22 protein-coding genes and 3 pseudogenes are annotated in these 24,464 nt (G+C 59.4%); 18 read left to right on the top strand and 7 right to left on the bottom strand.

All coding sequences use genetic code 11. The features are described 5' to 3' along the window. Positions 1–12: 12 nt before the first annotated feature. From ACM561_RS12200 to ACM561_RS12175, 6 genes are all read left to right on the top strand, one after another. Entirely contained in the window at positions 13–333 is a 321-nt protein-coding gene (locus ACM561_RS12200) for a hypothetical protein (RefSeq protein WP_425905374.1), read from the top strand. Then, on the top strand, positions 326–1,426 hold the full coding sequence (locus ACM561_RS12195) for a calcium-binding protein (protein ID WP_425905373.1): 1,101 nt from the start codon (positions 326–328) through the stop codon (positions 1,424–1,426). Before ACM561_RS12200 ends, ACM561_RS12195 begins: the two co-directional genes overlap by 8 nt. 289 nt (positions 1,427–1,715) lie before the next feature. After that, on the top strand, positions 1,716–1,997 hold the full coding sequence (locus tag ACM561_RS12190; protein ID WP_425905371.1) for a hypothetical protein: 282 nt from the start codon (positions 1,716–1,718) through the stop codon (positions 1,995–1,997). A gap of 61 nt (positions 1,998–2,058) precedes the next feature. Then, positions 2,059–2,361: a hypothetical protein gene (locus ACM561_RS12185; RefSeq protein ID WP_425905369.1), complete on the top strand. Its 303-nt coding sequence runs from the start codon at positions 2,059–2,061 to the stop codon at positions 2,359–2,361. A gap of 4 nt (positions 2,362–2,365) precedes the next feature. Further along, positions 2,366–3,205, top strand: a complete 840-nt coding sequence (locus tag ACM561_RS12180; RefSeq protein ID WP_425905367.1) for an alpha/beta hydrolase — start codon at positions 2,366–2,368, stop codon at positions 3,203–3,205. Between the two features lie 473 nt (positions 3,206–3,678). Further along, positions 3,679–4,137 (top strand): integrase core domain-containing protein, encoded by a 459-nt coding sequence (locus tag ACM561_RS12175; protein WP_425905365.1) that lies wholly within the window; start codon positions 3,679–3,681, stop codon positions 4,135–4,137. Here ACM561_RS12175 and ACM561_RS12170 read toward each other — a convergent pair. Continuing rightward, positions 4,109–4,282 (bottom strand): hypothetical protein, encoded by a 174-nt coding sequence (locus ACM561_RS12170; protein WP_425909868.1) that lies wholly within the window; start codon positions 4,280–4,282, stop codon positions 4,109–4,111. The genes ACM561_RS12175 and ACM561_RS12170 overlap by 29 nt on opposite strands. A 372-nt stretch (positions 4,283–4,654) precedes the next feature. Between ACM561_RS12170 and ACM561_RS12165 the strand changes: the two genes are divergently transcribed. The 5 genes from ACM561_RS12165 to ACM561_RS12145 all read left to right on the top strand — a co-directional run bounded on the left by ACM561_RS12165 (position 4,655) and on the right by ACM561_RS12145 (position 9,263). Continuing rightward, positions 4,655–5,284 carry a hypothetical protein gene (locus ACM561_RS12165; protein WP_425905364.1) on the top strand — a complete coding sequence of 210 codons (630 nt, stop codon included), beginning with the start codon at positions 4,655–4,657 and terminating at the stop codon, positions 5,282–5,284. A 51-nt stretch (positions 5,285–5,335) separates the two neighbouring features. Beyond that, complete coding sequence (locus ACM561_RS12160) at positions 5,336–7,147, top strand: GMC family oxidoreductase (protein ID WP_425905363.1); 1,812 nt, start codon at positions 5,336–5,338, stop codon at positions 7,145–7,147. A gap of 70 nt (positions 7,148–7,217) precedes the next feature. Further along, complete coding sequence (locus ACM561_RS12155) at positions 7,218–8,180, top strand: hypothetical protein (RefSeq protein ID WP_425905362.1); 963 nt, start codon at positions 7,218–7,220, stop codon at positions 8,178–8,180. A 364-nt stretch (positions 8,181–8,544) separates the two neighbouring features. Beyond that, complete coding sequence (locus tag ACM561_RS12150; protein ID WP_425905360.1) at positions 8,545–8,805, top strand: hypothetical protein; 261 nt, start codon at positions 8,545–8,547, stop codon at positions 8,803–8,805. A 2-nt stretch (positions 8,806–8,807) separates the two neighbouring features. After that, complete coding sequence (locus ACM561_RS12145) at positions 8,808–9,263, top strand: integrase core domain-containing protein (protein ID WP_425905359.1); 456 nt, start codon at positions 8,808–8,810, stop codon at positions 9,261–9,263. Between the two features lie 18 nt (positions 9,264–9,281). On the opposite strand, the pseudogene ACM561_RS12140 reads toward ACM561_RS12145, so the two are convergent. Beyond that, positions 9,282–9,467, bottom strand: a pseudogene (locus tag ACM561_RS12140) (transposase); the annotation flags it as partial. A 51-nt stretch (positions 9,468–9,518) separates the two neighbouring features. Here ACM561_RS12140 and ACM561_RS12135 point away from each other — a divergent pair. From ACM561_RS12135 to ACM561_RS12105, 7 genes and pseudogenes are all read left to right on the top strand, one after another. Beyond that, positions 9,519–9,725 (top strand): annotated as a pseudogene (locus tag ACM561_RS12135) (integrase core domain-containing protein); the annotation flags it as partial. A 405-nt stretch (positions 9,726–10,130) separates the two neighbouring features. Continuing rightward, positions 10,131–10,637: a sigma-70 family RNA polymerase sigma factor gene (locus ACM561_RS12130; protein ID WP_425905357.1), complete on the top strand. Its 507-nt coding sequence runs from the start codon at positions 10,131–10,133 to the stop codon at positions 10,635–10,637. A gap of 117 nt (positions 10,638–10,754) precedes the next feature. Beyond that, positions 10,755–10,907, top strand: a pseudogene (locus tag ACM561_RS12125) (FecR/PupR family sigma factor regulator); the annotation flags it as partial. Positions 10,908–11,054: 147 nt separating this feature from the next. Next, positions 11,055–11,762, top strand: coding sequence for a FecR family protein (locus tag ACM561_RS12120; protein WP_425905355.1), 708 nt, complete (start codon positions 11,055–11,057; stop codon positions 11,760–11,762). A gap of 143 nt (positions 11,763–11,905) precedes the next feature. Further along, positions 11,906–14,380 carry a TonB-dependent siderophore receptor gene (locus ACM561_RS12115; RefSeq protein ID WP_425905354.1) on the top strand — a complete coding sequence of 825 codons (2,475 nt, stop codon included), beginning with the start codon at positions 11,906–11,908 and terminating at the stop codon, positions 14,378–14,380. A gap of 115 nt (positions 14,381–14,495) precedes the next feature. Then, a complete protein-coding gene (locus ACM561_RS12110) occupies positions 14,496–15,680 on the top strand; it encodes a PepSY-associated TM helix domain-containing protein (RefSeq protein ID WP_425905352.1) in 1,185 nt (394 codons plus the stop codon). A gap of 197 nt (positions 15,681–15,877) precedes the next feature. Next, complete coding sequence (locus tag ACM561_RS12105) at positions 15,878–18,163, top strand: TonB-dependent siderophore receptor (RefSeq protein ID WP_425905350.1); 2,286 nt, start codon at positions 15,878–15,880, stop codon at positions 18,161–18,163. A 307-nt stretch (positions 18,164–18,470) separates the two neighbouring features. Here the strand turns inward: ACM561_RS12105 and ACM561_RS12100 are convergent, their stop codons facing one another. The 5 genes from ACM561_RS12100 to ACM561_RS12080 are packed head-to-tail and all read right to left on the bottom strand — an operon-like array spanning position 18,471 to position 24,463. Continuing rightward, positions 18,471–19,010, bottom strand: a complete 540-nt coding sequence (locus tag ACM561_RS12100; RefSeq protein ID WP_425905349.1) for a ParB N-terminal domain-containing protein — start codon at positions 19,008–19,010, stop codon at positions 18,471–18,473. A 13-nt stretch (positions 19,011–19,023) separates the two neighbouring features. Continuing rightward, positions 19,024–20,202: a type III PLP-dependent enzyme gene (locus ACM561_RS12095; protein ID WP_425905347.1), complete on the bottom strand. Its 1,179-nt coding sequence runs from the start codon at positions 20,200–20,202 to the stop codon at positions 19,024–19,026. Continuing rightward, on the bottom strand, positions 20,199–20,969 hold the full coding sequence (locus ACM561_RS12090) for an HpcH/HpaI aldolase family protein (RefSeq protein ID WP_425905346.1): 771 nt from the start codon (positions 20,967–20,969) through the stop codon (positions 20,199–20,201). Before ACM561_RS12090 ends, ACM561_RS12095 begins: the two co-directional genes overlap by 4 nt. Further along, positions 20,960–22,741 (bottom strand): IucA/IucC family protein, encoded by a 1,782-nt coding sequence (locus ACM561_RS12085; protein ID WP_425905344.1) that lies wholly within the window; start codon positions 22,739–22,741, stop codon positions 20,960–20,962. Before ACM561_RS12085 ends, ACM561_RS12090 begins: the two co-directional genes overlap by 10 nt. Positions 22,742–22,744: 3 nt before the next feature. Further along, a complete protein-coding gene (locus ACM561_RS12080) occupies positions 22,745–24,463 on the bottom strand; it encodes an IucA/IucC family protein (RefSeq protein WP_425905343.1) in 1,719 nt (572 codons plus the stop codon). Between the last annotated feature and the right edge of the window lies 1 nt (position 24,464).

The raw sequence follows: 24,464 nt of genomic DNA, 5'->3' as shown, positions 1-24,464 counted from the left end.
GGATTCTGGCCGGTGGCGCAGAACTACATCATTACCGGCAACGTTAATCCCGGTCGCCACGAAGTCCAGAATAAGAAGCATGACGTCGCCAAACGTCTCGATCAGGGCTCCGGTTTGGGAGCGACGATCAGAGAAATCGTGGCGAATGGAGTCCGCTTCACGTTCGCTAAGGCGCAAGGGTCGACGACCAAAAACATCGATCCCCTGGTGCTCGATCTCAACGGCAACGGGATTGAGCTGACCGACTGGGTCTCTGGCAGCGTGTTCTTCGACATGACTGGAGACGGTAAGACCCACCAGACCGGCTGGACCGCGGACGGCGACGGTGCTTGACCGCAATGGCAATGGCGCGATCGACGACATCACCGAGATGGTATCGGTCAAATTTGCCGGCGGGAATTTTGCGGACGGCTTCGCCGCCTTGACGTCGCTGGCGCAATTTGGGGCGGTGAGCTTTTCGCGCGCGACGTCGCGCACTAATCCCGCGACCGGCAACCTTTATTTCGACGAGGTCAGGATCTGGGTCGATGCCAATGCGGACGGCCAGACCGATGCCGGCGAGTTGAAGACGCTGGACGAACTCGGCATCACGGCAATCTCGCTGCAGGGTTCGGGCAACCAGGGCGAGGCGATCGCCGGCAATGACGTGATCAACCGCGCGAGTTACACACGGGACGACGGGACCACAGGCCAGGTCGCGAGCGTCGATTTCGAGGCCGACGGCGCGTCGGTAACAACCACGGAGGTCACCGGGGCGGTCATCGTCCGGGCCGAGGGTGCCGAGACCGTCACGAGCTATGTGGTGACTGATGACGCCGGGCAGACCATCAATGCCTCGACTTTCACGCTGGCCGACAGCACGCATCCGGATGCGTTCTATTCAACGACAGGCGATGACAGCTTTCTCGTCGATGTCAACGACACGCGCTCCTATTGGCTCGGCGGCGGCACCGGCTTCGACCTCGTTAAGGTCAACGATACGGAAGGCGTGACGTTGGACCTTGCGGCGGCACATGTTGAAGAGGTGATCGGCGACGACGGCAGCGATACGTTCAACGCCTCGGGCATGACATCGACTGCCTTTCTCGATGGCGCCGGCGGCAACGATATTTTGATTGGTGGCATCGCCAATGATGCCATCACCGGCAACAGCGGCGACGACTATATCGACGGCAATGCTGGGAACGATGTGCTGCGCGGCGGCGATGGCGACGACATTGTCTTCGGCGAAGGGGGGCCTTCTCCAGAGCGGTTAGGCCATCCGAATGATGCGACATCAGCGTCGCACCATCCAAGGCCCCGTCAGCGATATTGCGCTGCGGGGCCGATCCGAGGGCCATCTCTCACGCCACAGCAATGCTCGCTTTGCCCACGAATGCCAGTCCTTTCTGCAAGAATCTCAACAATGCTAATGTCGAACATCTGATGGGAGCAGGCGCTCCGACAATCGAGCCCCAAAATGCATCCGGCGCCGCCACTTTCTGCGTCTCGACCAAAGTAGACGTGAGGGGCGAAGTTCATCGCGAGGCCAAGAAGACGAGGCCATGAGTGCATTGGTTGCGGATTCTGATTGGATTTAGACGACCGCATTGTTAAGTGCTGCGCATAGCGTTGGGGTCAGTTCTATTGTGCACAGCACTAGCGAAGACGCTGCCGCGCGGTCGGACGGACTGATATGATTGATTGTGGGGCAGCGGTTCTGACAGGAGTGGAACATGGCTCTGCTGAGACGTGAGTTATGCCGTCAGATAAAAGGTCCCGAGGTCACGCACGCGGATTGCTGCACGCTCGTTTTCGATACTGACGCCAAAAGTCTATATGTCGAACGCGATGTGGCCCATGTAGACGTTCATGACGGGACGACGGAGATCCAAACCACGACGATGGATATTTGCGATTACCTCAAGCAAGGCGGCCAAAGCGCCGGGCATCGCGAGCTATGGCGGTTGCTGCGAACGATTTTCGAAAAGGACATCAATTCAAACGAGTTGGTATGAAATTGATTGTCTTAGGCGCGGAGCCTTTGATCTGTACAGTACCGAAGCCGGACTGGCCGCCATGTATTTCTTGGCAGACGCGGCTTTCATGACTGAGGCAATTGTGCGTCTGCATCAGATCGTTACGCCCCTACCCGTCGTTGGCGCTGTTTTTGATACCGGTGATCATTCTGGAACCAATCAAACCGGTGCGGCTTATTTGGCTGCCACCGCTCAGATGGCGAGCAGTGTCGTCACATTGATCGTCGGCGAGCTCCTAAAGCTCATCTTGGTCGAGCGCCTGTTCCGCATTACCCGGGAAAAGCTGATGAAAATTCCCGCCCCCGCCATCTGCATCGGCCTACGCTGCGCCTATTCGAGCTGATCGCATGTGGTTCGCTCATCTCGTCCTTGTCGGAATGGCCCTCTACGTGGCCGTGCTGACCGGCATGTACTTCGCCCAAACCTGGCTCATATTCCCGACCACGCTCGTGCAGGCCGGGCACGTGCGGCTGCCCGCCTCGGCTCAGCGGCTCGAGATTGAGGCGTCTAGTGGCGATCGGCTTGTCGGCGTGCATATTCCGGGCTCGATTAGTTCGGGGCAGCGTAGACCGCTGCTGCTGGGCTTTGGCGGGAATGCCTGGAGCGGTGATGCCCTGGCCCTCTACCTGCACGAGCGCATCCCTGATTGCGGCGTGGTCGCCTTCCACTATCGGGGCTACCGGCCGAGCACGGGGCGGCCTAGTGCAGAGGCGCTGCTGACAGACGCGGTTACCGCTTTCGACCACGTGCAGAAGGTCCTCGCCCCCGAGCGGGTTGTGGCGGTCGGGTTCAGCATCGGTTCGGGGGTGGCAGCCTACCTTGCTCGCCAGCGATCCTTAGCAGGGCTCATCCTGGTCACGCCCTTCGACTCGCTCGAGGCCTTGGCAAGCGACCTTTACTGGTGGGCGCCGGTCGGCCTTCTGTTGCGCCATCGCATGCCAACTATTGACTTCGTTCGCGATAGGCCGACGCCGACGGCTTTGATCGTGGCTGCCCGAGACACAATTGTACCAGCCCGGCGCAGCGCGCCGTTGCGGGATGCTATACCGAGCCTGGTGTTCGATCGCACCATCGAGGCCGGTCACAACGACCTGTACGATCGGAGAGCATTCGAGGAGAATTTGCGCGAGGCACTCGCAAAGATATCTGCCTGGCAATCTGAGGCCCGCCCAGGAATAGTCAGGTAGGCTATCGCGGAAATCATCCTGATTGCGCGATACTGGCGCTGCTCTATCGCTAACGGAATAAAATCGAAAACACGTTCGGCAGACTCAAGGACTGACGACGAGTCCATACCCGTTACGACGATGTGCACATACCTTCATGTCTGCCATCTACATCGCAGCAGAACTGCGGGCTGAATGGTGCGGCATTATTGGGACTGAACCTGAGTGGGTGGCGAACGGGACGGCAGTAATCATCGATTCTGTCGTCGGGGAATAAAGATCGGAGCATCAGCGATACTTGTCCTTGTCAGAAACTCAATCTTGCTGGCAACTGATATCGAATCGGGCGATGCTCTTGCCTTATGCAAGAGGTCTGTAATCCCAAGGCTGGAGGACGTTCCTTCGCAATCATGCAGACGGCATCGCCGCGATGGATCTGTTCGTGGTGCCGACAATCTCATTTCGTCTGCTCTACGGCTTGTTGATTGTGGGGCATGGGTCGACGGCAGATTTTATGGTTTGGCGTCATAGCGCATCCGACTGCAGAATGGATCGCAAATCAGATCACGGAAGCCTGCAGCTGGGAACAAGCTCCTCGCTATCTCATTCGTGACCGGGACGGGACGTATGGTGAGGTCTTCATCCGAAGGCTTCGATCAATGGGCATTCGCGTTCGACCGACGTCGCCGTGCTCCCCTTGGCAAAACGGATATGCTGAAAGGCTGATCGGTTCGATCCGCAGGGAATGCCTTGACCACGTTGTTGTGTTCAGCGAGCGCCACCTCCGTCACCTACTGCTGTCGTACATGAAATATTACAACGGGGCCCGCACGCATCTATCCCTGGAGAAGATTCACCGATCTCGTGCGCCGTCGATCGCGACGGGCACAATCTTTGTCGTCCAACCCTGGGCGGACTGCACCATCAATATGTCCGGATTTGATATGCGGTAGGCACAACTGCCTTGAAGTCTTCCCAGCCCAGCCGCAACGCATCACGAAGGTCGGAGAAACCGATGTGCCGGATTACCGGTCCGTCTGCGGCGACCGCTCCCGGTCGTAGGTGTGACGTATCGTCGATAGGATGAGAAATGGCCATGTTCGTTGTCTCCCTTTCGCGGGACAAATCCTCACGCCGCAGAAGGCGCGAGTTTGCCCCTTCGGAAACGATCACGATCAAGCCCGGACGCGAGGAGCAAGCAACCTGGTCTTGCCGCGACCTGTGAGGCAATCCTAATCCCTATCTCTGATTTTAGTTGCTCACGGTTCAGTGGAAGCCCAGAACGGGTTAGTCAATCGAAAAGAGGGTGTTCAGATCTGTGCAAAGGTGATAACATACAGAGCACTGTTAAGTCGCTGCTACTGCCGGCCAAATCATTCGCGGCTGGATAGTTGATAGGACATGATGTCGGGCCGTCTTGCGTCCGACATTGGAGCGTTTGTTTTGGCGTTGACCCTAAGGGGAACCCATATGGCAGACGATCAGCCGCTCGGCACCGCACAAGCTCGCCCGTCGGGAACGACATATTGGAACGAAGCTCCTGCGCCCGACGTGGAAATCCCCACAAGGATCGGCGAAACGGCCGGGAGCACCAAGCCCGTTGGTCGCGAGGCGAGCCTGCGAGCATTTCTGTCAATCTCGGTCGCGATCACAGGGGTGTTGGAGAATGATCTCCCGGCCCGGATCGAGCAGACACTGCCGACGGGCGAGAAGCAGCCGCTCTATGAAATTTTCTACGATCGTGTGCGCGCCGCCTATCCGACGGAGCTCGTTCGCCTCCTGCAACTGTGGGTGCGCCTTGATCCCAGTCAGCCCGATGCGGCAAGCAAGCTTGCTGCCGAACTCGGCAAGACCGGGGACGCTGCGCTTGCCCTCCGGCTGGCGGCCAGGCAGATCGCCAAGATCTGGTTCCTCTCCACTATTGATGATCCACAAGCTAGCCTGGACAAGGAAAAGGGGACGAGCCGATCGCAACTCGGCGGAGGCCTTGGACAGTACCAGCTAGCGGTCATCTTTCCGCTCATCGGAGCGCCTGTCTCGGGGTATTCGAACCTGCCGCACGGCTACTGGAGCGAACAGCCTGTCAGCTTCTTCAAGTGAGACCGATCATCCCCGCCACTCAGTCGCCACTCCCAAACGAGGGAACATGCCATGTCTGAGTATGATGTCGTTATCGTGGGTTCAGGCGTTGCAGGCGCGATCTGCGCGGATCGCCTTGCGGCAGCCGGCAAGAAGGTTCTGATCCTTGAGGCCGGATCGAACGGCATAGGCAGCGCGCAACGCGAGCAATACCGCCGGGTGTGGGATCCCAAGATACCGAAGTCCTGGAATACGCCCTATCTCGACGATGTTGGTCGCAAATTTTACCCAAGTCCCAGCACCAATGACACGAAGTATTTCGATCAGCCCGCGGTGGATCCGGCCAATCCGAACGATGATGCGACCTCGTTGCGCACGTTCAAGGCCTACTACCAGCGTCTGCTTGGGGGAAGCACGTGGGCATGGCGGGGCAACACCCCACGCATGATGCCGAATGACCTGAGATTGGCCTCGATCTACTTCCCGGACGGCAGTTATCCCGACGGCGCGAATGTTGCCGATTGGCCTGTCAGTTACGAAGAGCTGATGCCCTGGTACCTGAGGGCGGAGGAGGAGTTGGGCGTTGCCGGCAATGCCGAGGAATGGGAGCAACTCACCCCCCGCGACGGCGTGCCTTACCCGATGCCCGGGCAGCCGAAGAGCTACTCGGACAAGATCCTTGTCTCAAGGATGGGTGAACTGAGCGTGGATCTCGATGGAGAGAGCCTGCCTGTGCGAGTGTTCACCATGGCGCAGGCGCGGAACACTCGCCCCTATCAGGGCCGGCCTGCTTGTGAAGGCAATCACAACTGCATTCCGCTCTGCCCGACGCATGCGAAATACGATGCCACCATCCACCTTCGGCAAGCCGTTCTGAAAGGTGCCGAGATCAGGACGGCTGCGGTTGTGGTCGGGGTGGCTCAACGCGGCGACGACGGCCGATGGGAAGTGACTTACAAGAACTGGCGGAGCGAGAGGCCGAAGGAGAGTTCGGAAACGGTCTCGGGAGACCGCGTCATTCTTGCCGCGAATCCCATAGAGACGCCGAAGATCCTGCTGATGTCGCGCCTGGGAGGTCCGCAGGTTGGCAAGTATCTAATGGATCACGTGCAAGGCGAGGCTCTCGCCTTGGCGCCGGAGCCGATCTTTCCGTTCCGTGGGCCTCAAACACTATGTGGCATCGATTCACTCAGGGACGGCAGGTATCGCAGCAAATTCGCCTCGTTCAGGCTGACGCTCGGAAATGACGGCTGGGGGCGAGAGGGAAACCCGACGTCCATCCTCGAGGGGATGCTCAATCCGACCAAACCCAACGAGTTTAAGATTGGCGCAGATCTGCGGAAGGCCGCGGTGGAGAGGCTCATCCGCCTCGTGAGGATTGGGTTCTCGACGGAGCAGCTGCCGCACGCGAGCAATTGCGTGACGCTGTCCGAACAGGAGGATGATCTCGGCATACCCCGTCCCTTGATCCGCTTCGAGGTCCACAAGTACACGCAGGATGCATTGCAGCACGGCCATCGCGTCGCGCTGGAAATCTTCCATGCGATGGGGGCAGAGCCGCACGCGGAGAGGCCGGAGGAAGGCCCGAAGCCGTTCAATCCAGCCAAGTGGAATACGGCTGGGCACCCGATGGGGACCTGCCGCATGGGGCCTGATGCCGCCACTTCGGTCGTGAACAAGTTCGGGGAGTGCCACGCGCATCCTGGCATGTACGTGGTCGGCGCCAGCACCTTCCCAACAGGATCGGCGACCAATCCGGTGCTCACGCTTTCGGCGCTCGCCCTCATGACAGTGGACAACATTCTCGCCTCAGGGAAATGCCCTGCACCGGGAAAGCCCGCAACGGCCAAGGAGGGCATCAGAGCGACGGTAGGCAGCGCTTAAACACCGCCTTCCGCTCAGGTGGGCGGCGTGCTGCGCAGGGATTGATTGGCAAATCGCAGGGAGGCTAGCCATGCCCGAGGCGTTCTTCGCAGACCAAGGCCGACCGAGATCGGTCATGCGGGTGCGGCAGGCCGCGAATGGCCAACCGCAATCGGTCCCCCAGTCCATCCCGGATGGCGACACAATTGGAGTTCACGTTCAAGGGAGCGGCTCGGTGCGCTTCCTGGGGATCGACTCACCCGAAAAGGCGTTTGAAGTTCCTGGATCGGGCGGTCAGATTGACCTGGGCTCGCCTCAGTGGGAGGCCTACCTGACCGATCCGTTTCAACCCCAGTTCGGGCCTTTCGAACTTGAGGAGCCCCTCGTCACGCACTTGCGCGGCCGGATTGGTCCTGGAGCGGGCGTGAACCATCGTCTCCACGCTGGCAACGCCGAACAGGCGCTAACCGCGTTAGTACAGTCGGACATGGCGGCCCTTGGGCAAGACACGAATACATTCGCCTACTTCGTGTCATTCGAGTTTGAGGTCTTCGATTCTTTTGGCCGCTTCCTTGCGTTCATCAACCGAAACCAGCCTGCGCCCACCGATCCGGGCCCGAGACCTTTGACCTACAATGCGCGAATGCTCGAGAGAGGCGCGGCCCTACCGTACTTCATCTGGCCGAACGTCGATCCGTTCCGCAAGGCCAGATCGCTTCTCGACGCGGTGATCTCTCCGGGAGAAGCGAACAAGCTGGCCGAATCGACTCCAGCGTTGAAGCAAGCGCGCGACTTCGTCCGCAAAGCACGCGTCAACGGAGATGGTGTGTTTGTTCCAGCTAACCCGCTTCGCTTCGAGGCTTTCGAGGTGCGGTATCTGGGTCGCCGCGAGCAACCCAACCGAGCCATTATCGATCTGAGTCGCAGCGACAACGTGATCCTCCGGCCCCAAAGTTACTTCCGAATTCCAAACCCCGAGGACCGGCTGTTTATTCCCTTGCCATTCGTCCCACTTTTTGTGGCTCGTGGGTGGCGTCTTGAGGGGTGGGCCTAGTGCTGTCCCTACCGTAAATCCAATCCTGCTGGCAGTTGATCGAGAGTCGGGCGATGCTGCTGCTCGATGTTGGATTTGTGCAGACTGATCTTTGGAATGGTGATCGACCTGCTGCGGTCGCGCGTTGTGCTCGAGGCAGAAATTCTGGTCTTGCGGCAACAAATCAATGTGCTGCGGCGAACCCGTCCCAGGAGACCTATCTTCATCTCGATCGACAGACTGATCTTGGGAGGTGTCTGCCGATTGTTTCCCAAGATCTATGGTGCCCTGGCGATTGTCCGACCGGACACTGTGATCCGTTGGCATCGTACCGGTTTCAGATCGTATTGGCGCTGGAAGTCGAGCCGCCAGCTCCGGCCGACCGATGGTGCCGTTGGAAATTCGCCGGCTGATCCGCGAGATGAGCCTCGCCAATCCGTTGTGGGGAGCGCTGAGAATCCACGGTGAGCTTCTCAAGCTTGGCATCGAGATCGGCCAGACCAGCGTGGCCAAGTATTTGGCACGGAGGAGGGCTCTTCCGTCACAAGGATGGAAGACGTTCCTTGGTAACCATGCTGACGGGATCGCCGCGATGGACCTTTTCGTGGTGCCGACAATCTCCTTCGTCTGCTCTACGGCCTTCTGATTATGGGCCATGGCCGTCGGCAGATCCTGTGGGTTGGGGCGACCGCGCATCCGACGGCCGAATGGATCGCCTACCAACTGACGGAGACGTGTGGCTGGGAGCAGGCCCCTCGTTACCTGATCCGGGACCGCGATGGCGCATATGGCGAAATATTCCTGCGTCGGGTTCGGTCCATCGGTATTCGCGACCGCCCGACATCTCCACGCTCACCGTGGCAAAATGCGTATGCTGAACGGCTGATCGGATCGATCCGCAGGGAATGCCTTGATCATATCGTGGTGTTTGGCGAACGCCATCTGCGTCACGTGCCGCTCTCGTACATGAGCTATTACAACGGCACACGCACCCATTTGTCATTGAACAAGGACGCGCCGAAATCACGCGCCGCCGAGACAGCCGGACGCATTCTCTGTCGACCGATCCTGGGCGGACTGCACCATCAATATGCCCGGATTTGATTTGCGGTAGGCACAAGGACGCTTGCCGGTGTCGACCTCCGACTTCTTCACCCAGTCGTTCAATGTCTGGCCTGTGCAGCCGATCTTCGCGGCAACCGAGGTAATCGCAGCCCATCGCGACTGATGCTCGTGCTCGTGATCAAGGACCAGTCGGACAGCGCGGTTGCGGACCTCAGGCGGAAACTTGTTGGTCGTCTTACTCATGGTGGCTCCATCCTCTCAAGAGTTGGAGCCTCCGGCAAACCCGGGCGGTTCAACTATTACCTGCCCGGTGATCTCGAACGGCAGATCAACGCCTTCGTCGCGCACTATAACCATGTCCGCTATCACGAGAGCATCAACAATCTCACTCCGGCCGACATTTACTTCGGCAGATCTGAGACGATCCTCGCCGAACGCAAACGTATCAAGCTTGCTACTACCGCAAACCGCCGCTTGCAGCATCGGCTGCAGGCCGCCTAAACTCTAACCCCAGATGAGCCAGAGCCTCTTCGCGAAATGCCCGATCAGTCTCAACATGGTCTGACGACGGACAGGCGAGGCCAGGACGGCCAAAGCGAAACAGAGTAGCCCGATCATTTCGCCAGCTTAGGCGATTCCGTCACGTCATCAACTCGGATAAGGTTTTCGGTACACACAACCATCAATATATCCGGATTTGATTTGCGATAAGGACAGCGAAAGAAAAGTGTGTGTCAGGCGGGCCAATGGGGGCGCATGGTATCATCCTTTAGAGACTGTTTGCGTTGCCGTCAGCCCTCGTTTCAAATAAGAAAATAAGCATATTAAGGGATACCAAGCCCTTGTAGAATTTAGACTAACTCTAAAATGTAGCGTTGAGAACGCCCGTTCGGAAGGTCGCACGCGTTGGGATATGCCGATAAACATCTGGGCCTTTATCTCAGCCACCGCGGCGAGCTGGTCGATTACGCGACGGCGATCGTCGGAGATCGCGGGCGCGGCGAGGATGTCGTTCAAGAAGCTTTTTTTCGTCTCAGATCATCTTCGGCCGACCGGCCGCTGGATGAACCTCTCGGTTATCTCCGGCGGATCGTCCGCAATCTTGCGATCGACTGGGTGCGACGGCTCGCGTCTGAAGGCAAACTTCTCGCAGGGTCTGTGGCCTGTGAGACGATCGCTGAAGACCGGCCATCGCAGGAAGATGCGATCGTCAAGCGCGACGAGTTGTTGATCGTCATGGAAGCGATGGCGGAATTGCCCGAGAGGACGCGTGTCGCCTTGGAGCTGCATCGTTTCGAGGGTCTGACGCTCAAGGACATCGCAGCCCGTCTGGGCATCTCGGTCGCGCGCGCGCATTCCCTCGTCTATGAGGGATTGGAGTATTGCCGTAAGCGACTGGCACGGGAATCGTGACGCGCTTTCCTGCGCTTCCTGAAAATCTGCTGGTTTCATTCGTTCTACAATTGAGCCGGTTGATCGGACGATTCGTCCTCCAGGCGGCTCCGGGCACCGTACTTCTTTGGGAGATAGCTGATTAAACCGGACGACGACCATAACAGCCCAAGTCAACAAGCGCTTCATTGGCTGATCGCCCTTCAGGAATACCCTGACGATCCGAGCCTTCGGGCAAATCTTGAGCTTTGGCGTGCGAGCGATCCGGAGAACGCCCGAGCGTGGGAGGAGGCACAGCATCTCTGGGATGTGCTCGGCGAGGCGCGAGCCTCAGTCAAAGCGCCAATGCAGGCGACCCCACTAGCGTCAACCCGGCCCTCTCGGCTATCGACCGCCACGGCGCGACCGGCATCGCGCCTCCGACCCCGCCATCTCGTCATGGCAGCCGCGGGCCTCGCCGCAGCCTGTGCAGTCGTCATCCTTCAGCCGGCGATCGATGTATGGCTACGCGCCGATTATAGCACGGGCGTTGCGGAGACTCGGGAAATCCGGCTGGAGGATGGCAGCATCGCCTTCCTCGGCGCCGACAGCGCGATCGAGGTCGCCTATGATGCGAGCCGCCGCCGCGTGCGCCTCCTGTCCGGTCAGGCTTATTTCGAGGTTCAGAAGGACAGCGTGCGGCCTTTCCATGTCGAGGCGGGCTCCGTCGATACGGTAGACCTTGGAACCGCGTTCGATGTTCGGCGGAGGCCCGACGGCGTATCGGTCGCCGTCAACGAGGGCAGCGTAGCCGTGACATCGCCGATCGCCAGCCAGGCTCTCGTAACGCCGCTGGTTGCTGGCGATTGGGTCCGGGTCGCATGGAGCGGGACAGTCCGACGCGGCAACGATGCGCCCGAGTTGGCCGGCGGTTGGCGTTCAGGGATGCTCGCGGTCAAGGACGAGGCCATCACCGATGTCATTGACGAAATCGGACGGCACTACCGTGGCAAGATCATCATCGCAAGCGGTGACCTTGGCGAGAAACGCGTGACGGGCGTCTATGATCTCAACAAGCCCATCGATGCCGTTCATGCCGTCGCGCAGGCGCTTGGGGCACGCGCACGTCAGGTCAGCCCCTGGCTGATTATCGTCTCGAGTTCATGACGGCGATTGTCATTTTACAACACTTCTAATCTGCAATCCGTCGCTTTTCGCTAAAAAAATCCGGCTCGGCTTCGTTCCTTCAGCGAGGGTTTATTTCTGCGCAGCCGCGCAGCCCCTTGTACTGAGGAATGAAGGGTTAGGGGATGCAAGCGGAAATGAAGGCGCGGAAGGCGGGTGGACTCGGAAGTAAGGCTTTCGCGGCGCTGCTGATGAGTACCGCACTTGGATCGATAAACGTCGTGACATTAATTGCTCCGCAAGCGCAGGCAGCGCAATCCGGTTACGCAACTCAGGAACGGGCATTCGCAATCCGGCCGCAGCCCCTTCCAGGTGCCCTCATGGTGTTCGGTCAGCAGACTGGTCTGCAAGTCTCCGTCGATGCTGCGGCGGTGAGAAGTCTGACGTCGCCCGGCGCGACAGGCACCCTGACACCCGCCGCTGCCCTGACACGCCTGTTGGCCGGAACCGGCCTTTCCTATCGGTTCACTGGAGCTTCCACTGTCGTGATCGGGACGCCCGGCGCGCAAACCACGGGCGGCGCGGTGCCGGCCGGCGCAATCGCGCTCGATACCATCGATGTGCAGGGTGAGAATCCCAATTCGACGATGACGCCGATGCCAGCTTATGCGGGTGGGCAGGTCGCAACAGGAGGCCAGCTCGGTATTCTCGGCAATCGCAGTGTGATGAATTCTCCATTCAACATCACAAGCTACACGGACAAGTTCATCCGAGACCAACAGGCGGCAACGGGTGCAGACGCATTGATCCTTGATCCTTCCGTGCGGAGTACCGCCCCAGCAGGCGGTACAGTCAGTTCATTCAATGTTCGTGGCCTCCCAGCCAACGAAGGCAACAATGGTGAGTTCGCCTTTGGAGGGCTTTACGGTATAGCGCCGAGCTACCGCATCTTTACGGATTACGCCGAGCGTATCGAGGTGCTCAAGGGGCCTTCGGCTGCGCTCTCTGGCATCGCACCCAACGGTGGTGTCGGCGGCGTCATCAATATCGTGCCTAAGCGCGCGGGAGACGACTTGACTCGTCTCACTATGAGTTACGGTTCGGTCGCGAGGTTCGGCGGTTACTTGGACGTCGCGAGGCGCTACGGCGGTAACCGGGAATGGGGCGTGCGGGCCAACGGCAGCATGCGTGGCGGCGATACACCCATTGACCACCAGTCTGAAACGACGGCGGTTGGGTCACTCGCCTTAGACTATCAGGGCGAGCGGTACAGGACTTGGCTCTACCTCCTCGCGCAAAATGATCGATTTACCGCTCCGTCCCGCCCCTTCCGTATGGCTGCTGGCTTGCCGGTACCAACGGCACCAGACGGTCGGTTGAATGTGATCCAACCTTGGGAATGGTCGCGCATTACCGATCAATCTGTCCTATGGCGGAACGAATACGATGTAAATGATCAGATTACGGTGTTCGCTGACGTTGGTGGGTCGCGGTCGACGGTCAATCGTTTCTTCGCGAATGCACCTCTACACACCATTCTCAATCAGCAAGGCGACACGACCGCGGCGCCCCAGTTCTTCGGGCTTAACATCGAACGGTACACATATGATGGCGGCTTCCGCGCCCGTTTTGATACCGGAGTCGTTCACCATGCTGTCGTTTTCCAGGCGTCGGTTTATCATGACGCGCTGTACCGGCGGCTCACCAATGGCAGTCTGCTCGCGTCGAACATCTATAATCCGACGGTGACGCCCACTCAGTTCGCAAACGATATCCCCGGGCGTCCTCGGCTCTCGGACAGTCAACTCACGGGACTCTCGATCGCTGATACCTTGTCGATGCTTGATGAGCATGTACTGTTGACATTGGGCGTCCGGCGTCAAGGTGTCGAGGCGAACAACTATCTTTCTAATGTCGGAACTCCGGTGAACTCCTACGATAAGAGCGCAGTGACTCCCGTGGTCGGCCTCGTTGTCCGTCCCCGGGACAACGTCTCTCTGTACGCGAATTACGTCGAAGGTCTGAGCCGAGGTGATATAGCACCGGAGAATGCAACCAATTTCGGCGAAGTACTCGCGCCCTATATCACCAAGCAGGTCGAGGCTGGTGTCAAGGTTGACTTTGGCAGAATCGCCACCACTTTCAGCGCCTTTCAGATATCGAAGCCGAGCGGTGAGCTGTCCGCTGGGCGCTTAGCGCAGACTGGCGAACAGCAGGTTCGCGGGCTCGAGTTCAATGTCTACGGCGAACTGATGCCCGATGTGCGTGTACTCGGAGGCGTGTCGCTGCTAGATGGCACCCTGACGAAGAGTGCGGTCGCGGCAAATGTGGGCAATACGCCAATCGGCGTTCCGAACATACAGGCCAATATTGGGGGCGAGTGGGACTTGCCATGGATGAGAGGACTCACCTTGAATGGAGCAATCATCTATACCGGCAGGCAGTTCATCGATACAGCGAACCGGCAGCCGATCCCGGATTGGACGCGCCTCGATCTTGGCGTTCGGTACACGACGGCAATCTACGGCAGAAGGACAATTTTCCGCGCGAACGTTCAGAACGTGACCGGCGCAAATTACTGGTCCAGCGTGGCCTCGTTCGGAACGTTTTTCCTGGGAGCGCCGCGAACATATCTCTTTTCGATGAGTGTGGATCTGTAGTCGCCTGCACTTACAGCCTAGTGAGACGCTTCATGCATACTTGTGAAGGATCGGTCATCAGAACGAACAGTTGGTGTGCCGGTGAGGTCCGGACATCGACCAGCGCCTTCAAGAAATGACCAACGTCTTATCTGTGCGGACGGTATTCAAAAATTATTCGTCGGTTAGTGTGCGACGGGGCTTCTTGTGGGCTCATCGATGGCTTGGGCTAGTGTGCGGCATTGTTGTGGTGCTGATGGGGCTCACAGGAAGCTTCAATGTCTTTTACCGGGAAATCGACGCCGCACTGAATCCAGCGTTTTTTGTCCCCGCTGGTCCAGAGAAATCGATCAACCTGACCGAGGTGGTGCGGATCGCGGCAGAGGCTGACCCCGCGCCGATTTTCGCGATCGTAGTTCCCGATAAGGTTTGGCCCGTATGGGTTGTGATGCATACCCACGAAGGTCCGAAAGATAGCTTCAAAAATCTTTGGACCACCATGATCGATCCTTCGAACGGGAGGGTGCTTGGTCAGCGTGACTACACGAACGCGCCCGTGTTCATGATCTATCGCCTGCACTACACATTGCTGCTCTACGAATGGGGGGGCAAACAGGTGGTGGGCGTGGTCGGGTTCGTGCTGCTTGGATTGGCGCTATCGGGCCTATATTCATGGTGGCCCAAGCAGGGGAGGTTCTGGCGATCGGTATCGATACGCCGAGGTGTTTCGCCTCTTCGATTTTTTGTCGATGTTCATAACACGGCGGGTTTTTGGGCATTGATCGTGCTCCTGGCGATCTCTATCACGGGAATCGGTGTCGTTTTCCCCGGGGTGGTCCGCCCCGTCGTTGGTCTCCTGTCAAAGGCGACACCTGATCGCTCGCCTCGCATTGAGACTTCGTCGCCAAAGGGAACGCCGCAACTCCCGCCTGATGAGATCATGCGGATCGCACAGGCAACCAAGCCGACCTTGTCGATCACGGTGCTGAATCCGCCGACCGAGACTAGCAACGCATGGCGCATACGATTCCGCCCAGATGACGCTGATCCCGCTTTACGTTCACGCGGCGCGATCTGGATCGACCCGTGGAGCGGGGCGATAGTGCAGGATCGGGCCTCGGATGCCATGTCGATGGGTGATCGCTACATGACAGAACAGCTCTGGATTCATAACGGCTCGACATTCGGGCTCTTTGGTCGCCTGCTCGTGTTCACAGCTGGTTTCGCGCCTTTCGCCTTATTTGTTAGCGGCGTAACGATGTGGCTCAAAAAGCGCTCGAGCAAAATTAGAATCAATGAGGCAGCTTCGACGAGAGGCTAAAGAAAGCTAAAAACGTCAGCACCAAGCAAGGCTCGAATGTCAGCCCTTGTGAGGGCTTTCGATGTCATTCGGCGTGCGCGACAGAGTGCATTTCCACAGCTGCAAGAGCTATTTACAATAATTCTAAGATGAAAGGTAGCCGCACACAGAATAATTGAGTAGAGCATACTTTCTTGGGTGAGGACATGGGGGCGACGATGAATCCTTGGACGAAAAAATTCTACTGGGCCGTTTGTTGTGGCGCAGTGAGTTATCTCCCGTTGTCCTATGAATTAGCAGAGGACGCGTACGCGCAGGAAGCCACTTCCTTACCAGCCGTGACGGTCACCGCACCCAAGGCCGCAAACAAGAAACCGCGCACTGTTGCTCGGCGCGCTACCGCTCCGGTGAGATCGACTGCTGTTTCGCGCGTTGCGACTCCGGTGAGGGCGCCGGCTGTACCGTACCTCATGCCTTCGACCGGCACGATCGGTCAGCCGCCGGCTCCCTATGCCGGCGGTCAAGTCGGGACCACCACGCGTGTCGGCATGTTAGGCAATCGCAATGTCTTCGATACGCCGTTCAACACGACGGGCTACACTAGCAAGCTAATCCGCGACCAGCAGGCCAACACCATCAGCGATGTCGCCGACAACGATCCCTCGGTGCGTACGAACTCACCACGTTATAGCGGAATCGATGGGTTTTTGATCCGCGGCTTCCCGGTATTTGCGAGCGACTTCGCGTTTGACGGCCTTTTCGGCATCACCGATACGCGCCGCCCTGCGCTAGAGCCTATCGAGCGTGTGGAGATCTTAAAGGGGGCAAGCGCCTTGCTGTATGGGATTTCGCCGTTCGGAAATGTCGGCGGGACAGTCAACCTCATTCCGAAGCGTGCCACCGACGATCCGATCACGCGATTGACGACGGGCTTCGTGTCAAACGGAAATGTCGGGACGGCCGTCGATTTCGGTCGGCGCTTTGGCGAGAACAAAGAATGGGGCGTTCGCCTCAATGGTGCCTATCGCGATGGCCAGACGCCGATTGCCTTCCAGACGGATGGATTCGGCGTCGGCGCGGCGGCTCTCGACTATCGTGGCGAACGGTTCCGGGCTACGGTGGATGTCGGTTTTCAGAAGCAGAACCTGAAGGCGCCAACACGCGTGCGGCAAGTGAACCCGGGCTTTCCTATCCCGGATTCACCTTCACTCTGGATCAACCAGCAGCAGCCCTGGGAATACTATCAATCGAACCATCAATACGCGGCGCTTCGCGCCGAATATGACCTCAATGATTTCTGGACGCTGTACGGAGCTTACGGTCGCAGCAAATCTGACGAGACTTTCTTCGGTGGAACTCTGAGACTCACGAACGCACTGGGCAGGTTCACGTCACAACCGGCCCTCACCGTACAAGATGCCGATCGCGAAACCGGAGAGGTTGGGCTGCGCGGCCGTTTCGCCACCGGAGTGGTGAAACATTCAACCGTGATGTCGGCCACCGGTCTGTGGCAAGACAACGGAACTGCCGCTACCAATGTCGGATCATTGATTACGTCGAACCTCTATAACCCGGTTTATGTGGCTCCGCGTAGCGCGACGGGCCTGTCACACGATGCGCCACTTGCTTCGCGGCGGATCAATCAAAGCGTCGCGATCGCAGATACAATGTCGGTTCTCGATGATCGCGTGCTCCTCACCGTGGGCGGGCGCTGGCAGGGAATCGATGTCGCCAACTTCAATAGGACCGGTGCCGTGACCTCACGCCCGCAGAACGAGGCGATCACTCCTGCCGTGGCTCTCGTAGTAAAGCCAATCAACAACCTGTCGCTTTACGGCAACTACATCGAAGGCCTAACGTCGGGTGGAATAGCGCCAGTCGGGACCGCCAATGTCGGCCAAGTCTTTCCTGCGATTGTGGCCAAGCAGATCGAAGTCGGCGCCAAGTATGACTTCGGGACTGTGGGTGTGAGTGTAGCCGCGTTTGAGATTACACAGCCCAACGGGTTTACGAATCCGGCAACCAACATCTTCTCGGTCGATGGCGAGCAACGTAATCGCGGATTGGAGTTCAACACCTTCGGTGAAGTCGCTCCTGGAGTGCGTCTGCTCGGTGGCGTGGCCCTCATCGACGGCGTGCAGACCAAGACGGTTGGCGGCCAATTCGACGGCAGGACCGCGGTTGGCGTTCCAGATGTTCAATTCAACCTGTATGGCGAATACGATCTGCCCTTCTGGCGGACCTCGGGAGTAGCGACCCTGACCGGAAGGGTCATTTATACCTCGCGACAATTTTACGATCAGGCGAACACGCAGCAGATACCGGACTGGACCCGGGCTGATATCGGGGCACGCTACGTCACTAAAATCGACGGCAGGTTGCTGACGTTGCGTGCGGCGGTGGAAAACGTCTTCGGCTTAGACTACTGGGCAACGACAGGACGTGGTTTCCTCACCCCCGGTACACCACGCACTTACCGAATCTCGGCGAGCATCGATTTTTGAGTCGCCATGGGACAGTAACGTTGTGAACGACCGTTCGGGGGCAGCAGCTTGAGCGCGAAACGCCGATGCGGTGCGTGCGTTTGGCTGATCTTATCATCGTCGTAATCTCCTTCGATCATTCTCGCCAGGGGTTGGCCGCCGCATATGCGATGATCCTCGGCGAGCGCCCTGCACGCTGGCAAGCGGAGACGGTTGCGGCAAAGACGCAATTTACCGCGACAATTGCCCAAGCCCGGGCAATGAGGCGCCAAGGCCGAGGCAGCCAATGCGACGGACCTGTCGAGCTCCGAAGCCCTGATCAGCCACATCAAGCTGGAGATCGAGAAGCCGTGGCGCCAGTTGTGCGGCCATCGCTCGGAGCACGAAGCACAGTTTCCGGAGAGGGGACTTTCCGGGCATGTTCGTCCTGTCTGCCGGTCCTGCGATCCGGCACGCCATCAGCCGCGGTTGGACGTTCTGTAAGCAACCATACCGAAACATTGCAGGTCGGCAGAGCCGATGGAAACCGATGGCGGGTGGTTTTCGGCGGGTAGAGATCCTGTGCCCTGGCGCGGCGCACGATCTCTTGCGGCGTAACGAGGTAGCCCTCCCGCGTGGCGCTCACCTCCACGTCGTCGTAGTCAAGCAACAGGCATGGCACATGAGCCAGCTTGAGTTGCAATGCGGCTTGCAATCGATGATGACCATCCATGACCGCCATGCTGTTGCATTCCAGCACAATCGGGATGCGCCAGAGTTGTTCGCGCCGAAGTGTTTCCGCCAAGTTTGCAGCATGTTCCGGATAGTGGCATTCGTTCGGCAGGATCGAGTCGGCACGAACGAAGTGGACGGGCAACGCACAGAGCACGGCCGGCTCCTTTCTAATCCAGATAAACCCGTTCCGGATGCGGATGACTTAAAAAGTCATGATGTGAAATGTGCCAGCCATAGGCGCCGGCCAGCAGGAAGGCGATGCAATCGCCCGCGCGCAGACGCTTGACCCGGACGTCGCAGGCAAGCGTGTCTTTTGGCGTGCACAGTTCGCCGCACAAGGTCACTGGAGTCTCATGCACGGCCGGGCGCGGGAACGGATATGGCCAGGCTTCGCGCGGCAGCACCACGAACGGATGATTGTGCTGCCATGATGCCGGCAGCCGAAAATGGTGAGATCCACCACGCAGTATCGCGAAGTGCTTGCCGTGAGTGTGCTTGAGGTCGGTGACGTCGGCAAGGTAATAACCGCAGTCCGCAGTCAGAAAGCGCCCGCATTCGAAGACGAGCTGGAAGCGCGGCCGGCGCGCGGCGATCAACGTCGCCAATCCGGCGCAAAAGCCTTCCCAATCGAATGAGGCCTCCGGGTCGGCATAGTTGATGCCGATGCCGCCGCCGGCGTTGAGCCAATCGAATTCCAGTTGATAGCGCCGCTGCCAAGTGCTCGTCAGATCGAAGTAATGTTCGAGCAGGGCGAGATGTGTTTGTGCGTCCAGATTGTTGGAGATGGAATGGATATGCAGGCCTTTCAGACGTACGCCGGGTAGGCCGAGCGCCAGTTCGATCAGGGCAGGTATCTGCGCCTCTTCAATGCCGAACTGGGTCGCCTGCCCTCCCATGCGCAGTGTAGCTTGCTGCGGTACGGATGCCGGGTTGACCCGCAGCAGGATATCCGCTCGCTGATTGCGGCGGCGCGCGATCCAGTCCAGACGCCGCAACTGGTGCTCGCTTTCGACATGGATCAGCAGGACACCCTGATCAAGGGCGCCTTCAAGCTCGGCATCGGTCTTGCCAGGCCCGCCGAACACAATCGGCACCGCATCGTCGACCTCACGCACGGCCCGGATTTCCCCCAGTGATGCCACTTCAAAGCCGTCGGTACGATGCAACAGCGCCCGCAGAATCGGCGCGTCGCTATTAGCCTTGATGGCGTAGAACAGCTTGCACTGCGCAGGCAGGCAACGGCGCAGCGTGTCGACGCGCCGGCGCAAATGCGCCAGATCGTAGAGGTAGGCGCACACTGGTTCGGTGCGGCCATCCAGGTAATTGCGTAAGTGTTGCAGGTTCATTGCCCGCTATCTTTCATTTGATGCCGTGCCAGATGGGCCGCCATGGCGCGGCGGCTGATGCCGCGATCATCGCCCAGGATAAACATGCGCACCTGGTCCCGATGCCAGGCCTCGCAATCCTCCGGAGCGCGCGGCAACGCGCAGAACGTCTTGCCATGCTGCAAAGCCGCCGTGCGAATGCGCGACACCGCCGCGCGCACCTCCGGGTGGCGTGTCTGCCACGGAACTCCGAGACATTGCGAGAGATCGGCGGCGCCCTCCAAAAGCACGTCCACTCCGTCGACTGCGGCAATCGCATCGGCTTGATCGATGCCTTCGGTGTCTTCGATCATCGCCACGACCAGCGTGCGCTCACGCGCGGCCTCCAAGGCGGATACCAGATCATCGCGCCCATAGCCGCTATGCCAAGTGGCGTTCAAGCCACGCTCGCCGTACGGTGCGAAATGACAAAGCCGCACCGCGTCCCGAGCGGCCTGCTCCGAGCAAATGCGCGGAAACACGATGCCTTCGGCACCGGCGTCCAACGCCTGCGCGGCCTGATGCGGCGCCGCCACCCGGACCAGCACGGCGATCCCGGCGGCACGCGCCGCCAGCAACATGCTGGCTAACTGGTCCGGGCCGATCAGCGTATGTTCCAGATCGATCACCACGAAGTCGTAGCCGGCTGCCGCGATCAATTCGACCGAAAGCGCAGCCGGCGTAGAGCAAAATAATCCATACAATGGATGCGACGAGGCTTTCTGTTGCAGGCGCACTTTCAGAGACATGACGGCTTCCCTTCCGGCGCCAGCGGGTTCGGCGCGAGCCGAGTGCGCAAACGGATTTCCTGCCGAAAGCGGCGGCTTGCAAGCAGTTCGATCGAGACCTGCTCGGCAAAGCAATCGAACAATCGGTAGCGCGCCGCGCGTTCAGGGTGACGCGATTGATATGACCGCAGTACATCGCGCACAATCTCCCAGAACCGCGTCTCCTTCACGTCGTAGAAACGCTGGAACAGCCACGCCAGTTCAGCCATGTTGACGAAGAACAGGGCATCAAAGGTGAAATCGCGCAGCTCGTCGGCATCGTCGGTTTCCAGGAAAGAATTCGGATTGACGCGCGCATGTTCGGCCGGCGGCGCGATGAGCGCGGGTGCGGAGCCGGATAGCAGGGCCTTGGAAAACCGCACGCCGTCGTGAAAGTCCTTGAGCGCCACCCGTGCCGGCAGCCCGTCTTCGTGCAGGAGGATCATGTTCTGCGCATGCGATTCGAGTGCCGTGCCATGTTCCCAAAGCAGATGCAGCACCGGCAGCCAGGCCCGCTCAACCAAGCGCTTCAGCCATGGTTCGGGGCCATGGCGCCTGACCCACGCATCGACAAACGGCCGGCCATCGGCGTCCACATGCATCAAGGCGGTCATCGGCACCGCGGCTTCGCCCAGCTGCATATGCCGGTGCACGCTTTCACGCCAAATGCACGCCAATGCCCCGTATTGACCGTGCGCTGGCGCCAGCGCGGTGAAGCTCACGCCAGCCACTTCGCGCAGCAGCACCGGACGCACCATCGGCGCCGGCCAGCACGACTGTTCCACCAGGGCTTGCAACCAGTCGCTGATGACCGCGGCGTTTTGCACGGTGTGTGGCGCCAGCACGCGCGAGGTGGAGGTATTGACGAGGCTCATCGCCAGCTTGAGCGATAAGCCTTTCCGGTCATCCATATTACCGAGCGTACGGATGGATTGCTGCGGCAGATAGCGCTTCGTCAGCGGCCCGATGAGCAGCAGTTCGCCGCGCGCCAGCGCTTGATGGAAAGCGGGAAGAAACACTTCTTCCCACTGCCACGGATGAACCGGCAGCGGCACGTAATCGTCGGAACGCACACCGCGTTGGCTCAGTTTGTCGTGAAAGCGCTGCCAGTCGGTGTCCCCCAGCAGGGTGCGCGCCGCATGTTCCCGGTCGATCGTGGCGCTGACCGAGCAACGGCTGCGGTCGCGGCGCCCGGCCAGCAACAGCGGCGTCACTGCCGACGTCATCTCCGGCGCATAGGCGCTGTTGTCATCGAGCGTAAACCCGAGACGCGATTTGTAGCTGGGGTGATAAGGGTGGCTATCGGTCAGCCTAGCTTCCACCGTGTCGTAATCGGCACCCCGCAATATCTTGTCGCCGCGCACATGCAAGGTTTGAGCATCCTTGATCTGGGTTGCCAGCAGTTCCGCAGCAAACTGGCTGAGCCGCGTTTCGTCTGCGGTCAGCCAGGGTGCGATTTCCGCCAGGAACAGTGCGGGATCACTCGCTTCTTCCGTTACATCGTCCGCCCGGCGCTGCAGGGGTGCGGTGATGCGGACACGGCCGAAGCTGAAGCTGCGTCGCGCCTGGCATTGATAGCTGACTGCCGTGTCGTCGGCAGCGCAGCCGGGTATCGTCAGAGTTTCTCCGCGCCACACGCAATGCGGCAAAGCCTCTTCGAACAGCAAGGCTTCCAGCAGTTGGCGCAGCACGCGGCGGCTGGCCTGCCGGTAGGCCGGGCTGTCGATCAGGTTCTGATAATCGTGCGGATGCATGGCTTATCTCTGAAGCAGTGGATTGGGAACCTCCACCCACGACGGACGTTCACCGCGTTGCTGGAAACTGCTGAGCATGTTGGCTTTGGCCGGCAGCGTCGGCTGCGCGAGCAGCTGCAACACCAGCGAATCGCCGGTCGTAGCAATTCGGTCGGCCGTGTCGCGCCATAGCGCAGCCTCCGTTGTCAGGCCGGTGCGGGCCAGGCAGGCAATGACATGACCGATATGATTGACCAGCACGTAATACTGGAAACGATGCCACGCCTGCTGCTCGTCGTATAAAACAGGACTGTCGGGCTTCAGGCGATCGAGGAACGGGAAGCGCGTGCGGCTGATACTGGTGCCCTCCATGTCGCGCGCATAACCCCGTGCCGGCCAGCCGTCCTGGAATGCCATCATCGTGTTCTGCAGATGTGCCTCCAGACTAATGCCGTATTCGGAGAATAAGCGCAGCAAGGGCATCAGGCTCGCATCCAGGTAGCGTGCCCACCAGCGTTGAACTAAGGCGGCGTCGGGCGCGTTCCGCCCTGCAGCTTGGCGCAGCAGCACCCACAAAGGAATCTCACCCTCCGCCGGTTCTTCCAGCACTGACGCGACCACTTGCGCATGCTCGGCCTCGGTGCCTGGGATGGCTTTTCGGTACACCACCGTGCAGGCGGCGCGCAGCGCCTCGCTCGACAGCTTCAAGCTCTGGCTGCCCAACTCCGTCAAGATATGGAATGCCGGCTGTTCCAATGCCTCTTGCGGCAATTGGGACAGCGCGAGGCTTGCATCCAGCGCCCGCTCGACATGTTCGGGCGGATTGTTGCGCACGAAGTTGGTGATGCGGATATTGAGGGATAACTTGAGGAACAGCTCTTGAGCAGGCAACCAGACCGTGCGTACCGAGGACGTCGGCCAAACCACTTCCCCTAGAGGCCCGAGCGAAATCAGCGAGCGGTTTTTCACCAGCTCGGCGATCTCCGACAGACTCAACAGATGATTGGCTTGCCACGGATGGCAAGGCAGCAGGTGGTACCCGCCATCGGCCAACAGTTCCTCATCGAAACGTGCCGCCTCCGGATCGATAGGCAACTGTCCGGCGTTTACGACACGCGTATCCAGCAAGCTGGTGGCGACTGCGAAGTAGTGCAAACGAAACGAGGCTCCCAGTTCAGGTGCATAACGCTGCATGTCTTCTTCGCTGAATCCTTCCGAAGCCTTGGAAGTGACATGAAAAATATGGCCGAACCGCAAGCCTTGTTCCGCCGTAACAAAAGCCGATCGATTTGCGGCGGCATGGTGCTGGTGGAAACGGCGTACCTTGTCCACGCTGTTACGCATCAAGGTCTTCAAGCGATCACGGCATTGTTGCGCCGTCTCGGCGGGCTGGCCGCTGGCATCGGCGAGTGTGTCCACGATCCGGTCGACCAGTGGCGTCGCGTTCGTCAGGGGACACCAGTCGCCGTTGTACCCGATCCATGCAAAAGGCGTCACGCGGTGGTAACCGATCGGGGAGAAGTAGTTCAGCGCGCCGACCAGTTGATATCCGGTCTGCGCGAACGACACGAGATACGGCATCAGTCCGGCAGCCCGCCAGCCGGTTATCTGCGCTTGCAATTCGGCTGGTCCCGCGTCAGTCGGTGCTAAGCGAGGATCGAAACAAGCGGTCTCACGGCAATACGTGTTGAGGTACTGCTCCACCAGACGCCGCTCCAAGGGAGCGAGCCGCGGAAAATGCATT

The sequence above is a fragment of the Nitrobacter sp. TKz-YC02 genome (assembly GCF_049852135.1).
Taxonomy (GTDB): Bacteria; Pseudomonadota; Alphaproteobacteria; order Rhizobiales; family Xanthobacteraceae; genus Nitrobacter; species Nitrobacter vulgaris.
The sequence above is the reverse complement of the archived record's forward strand: the minus strand, read 5'-3'. Positions and strand labels throughout refer to the sequence as shown.

Coding starts and splice junctions, on each gene's coding strand:
- ACM561_RS12190 (WP_425905371.1), top strand. CDS start 1,716: ATGGCTCTGCTGAGACGTGAGTTATGCCGTCAGATAAAAGGTCCCGAG.
- ACM561_RS12185 (WP_425905369.1), top strand. CDS start 2,059: ATGTATTTCTTGGCAGACGCGGCTTTCATGACTGAGGCAATTGTGCGT.
- ACM561_RS12180 (WP_425905367.1), top strand. CDS start 2,366: ATGTGGTTCGCTCATCTCGTCCTTGTCGGAATGGCCCTCTACGTGGCC.
- ACM561_RS12175 (WP_425905365.1), top strand. CDS start 3,679: ATGGGTCGACGGCAGATTTTATGGTTTGGCGTCATAGCGCATCCGACT.
- ACM561_RS12170 (WP_425909868.1), bottom strand. CDS start 4,282: ATGGCCATTTCTCATCCTATCGACGATACGTCACACCTACGACCGGGA.
- ACM561_RS12165 (WP_425905364.1), top strand. CDS start 4,655: ATGGCAGACGATCAGCCGCTCGGCACCGCACAAGCTCGCCCGTCGGGA.
- ACM561_RS12160 (WP_425905363.1), top strand. CDS start 5,336: ATGTCTGAGTATGATGTCGTTATCGTGGGTTCAGGCGTTGCAGGCGCG.
- ACM561_RS12155 (WP_425905362.1), top strand. CDS start 7,218: ATGCCCGAGGCGTTCTTCGCAGACCAAGGCCGACCGAGATCGGTCATG.
- ACM561_RS12150 (WP_425905360.1), top strand. CDS start 8,545: ATGGTGCCGTTGGAAATTCGCCGGCTGATCCGCGAGATGAGCCTCGCC.
- ACM561_RS12145 (WP_425905359.1), top strand. CDS start 8,808: ATGGGCCATGGCCGTCGGCAGATCCTGTGGGTTGGGGCGACCGCGCAT.
- ACM561_RS12120 (WP_425905355.1), top strand. CDS start 11,055: ATGGCAGCCGCGGGCCTCGCCGCAGCCTGTGCAGTCGTCATCCTTCAG.
- ACM561_RS12115 (WP_425905354.1), top strand. CDS start 11,906: ATGCAAGCGGAAATGAAGGCGCGGAAGGCGGGTGGACTCGGAAGTAAG.
- ACM561_RS12110 (WP_425905352.1), top strand. CDS start 14,496: ATGACCAACGTCTTATCTGTGCGGACGGTATTCAAAAATTATTCGTCG.
- ACM561_RS12105 (WP_425905350.1), top strand. CDS start 15,878: ATGAATCCTTGGACGAAAAAATTCTACTGGGCCGTTTGTTGTGGCGCA.
- ACM561_RS12095 (WP_425905347.1), bottom strand. CDS start 20,202: ATGAACCTGCAACACTTACGCAATTACCTGGATGGCCGCACCGAACCA.
- ACM561_RS12090 (WP_425905346.1), bottom strand. CDS start 20,969: ATGTCTCTGAAAGTGCGCCTGCAACAGAAAGCCTCGTCGCATCCATTG.
- ACM561_RS12085 (WP_425905344.1), bottom strand. CDS start 22,741: ATGCATCCGCACGATTATCAGAACCTGATCGACAGCCCGGCCTACCGG.
- ACM561_RS12080 (WP_425905343.1), bottom strand. CDS start 24,463: ATGCATTTTCCGCGGCTCGCTCCCTTGGAGCGGCGTCTGGTGGAGCAG.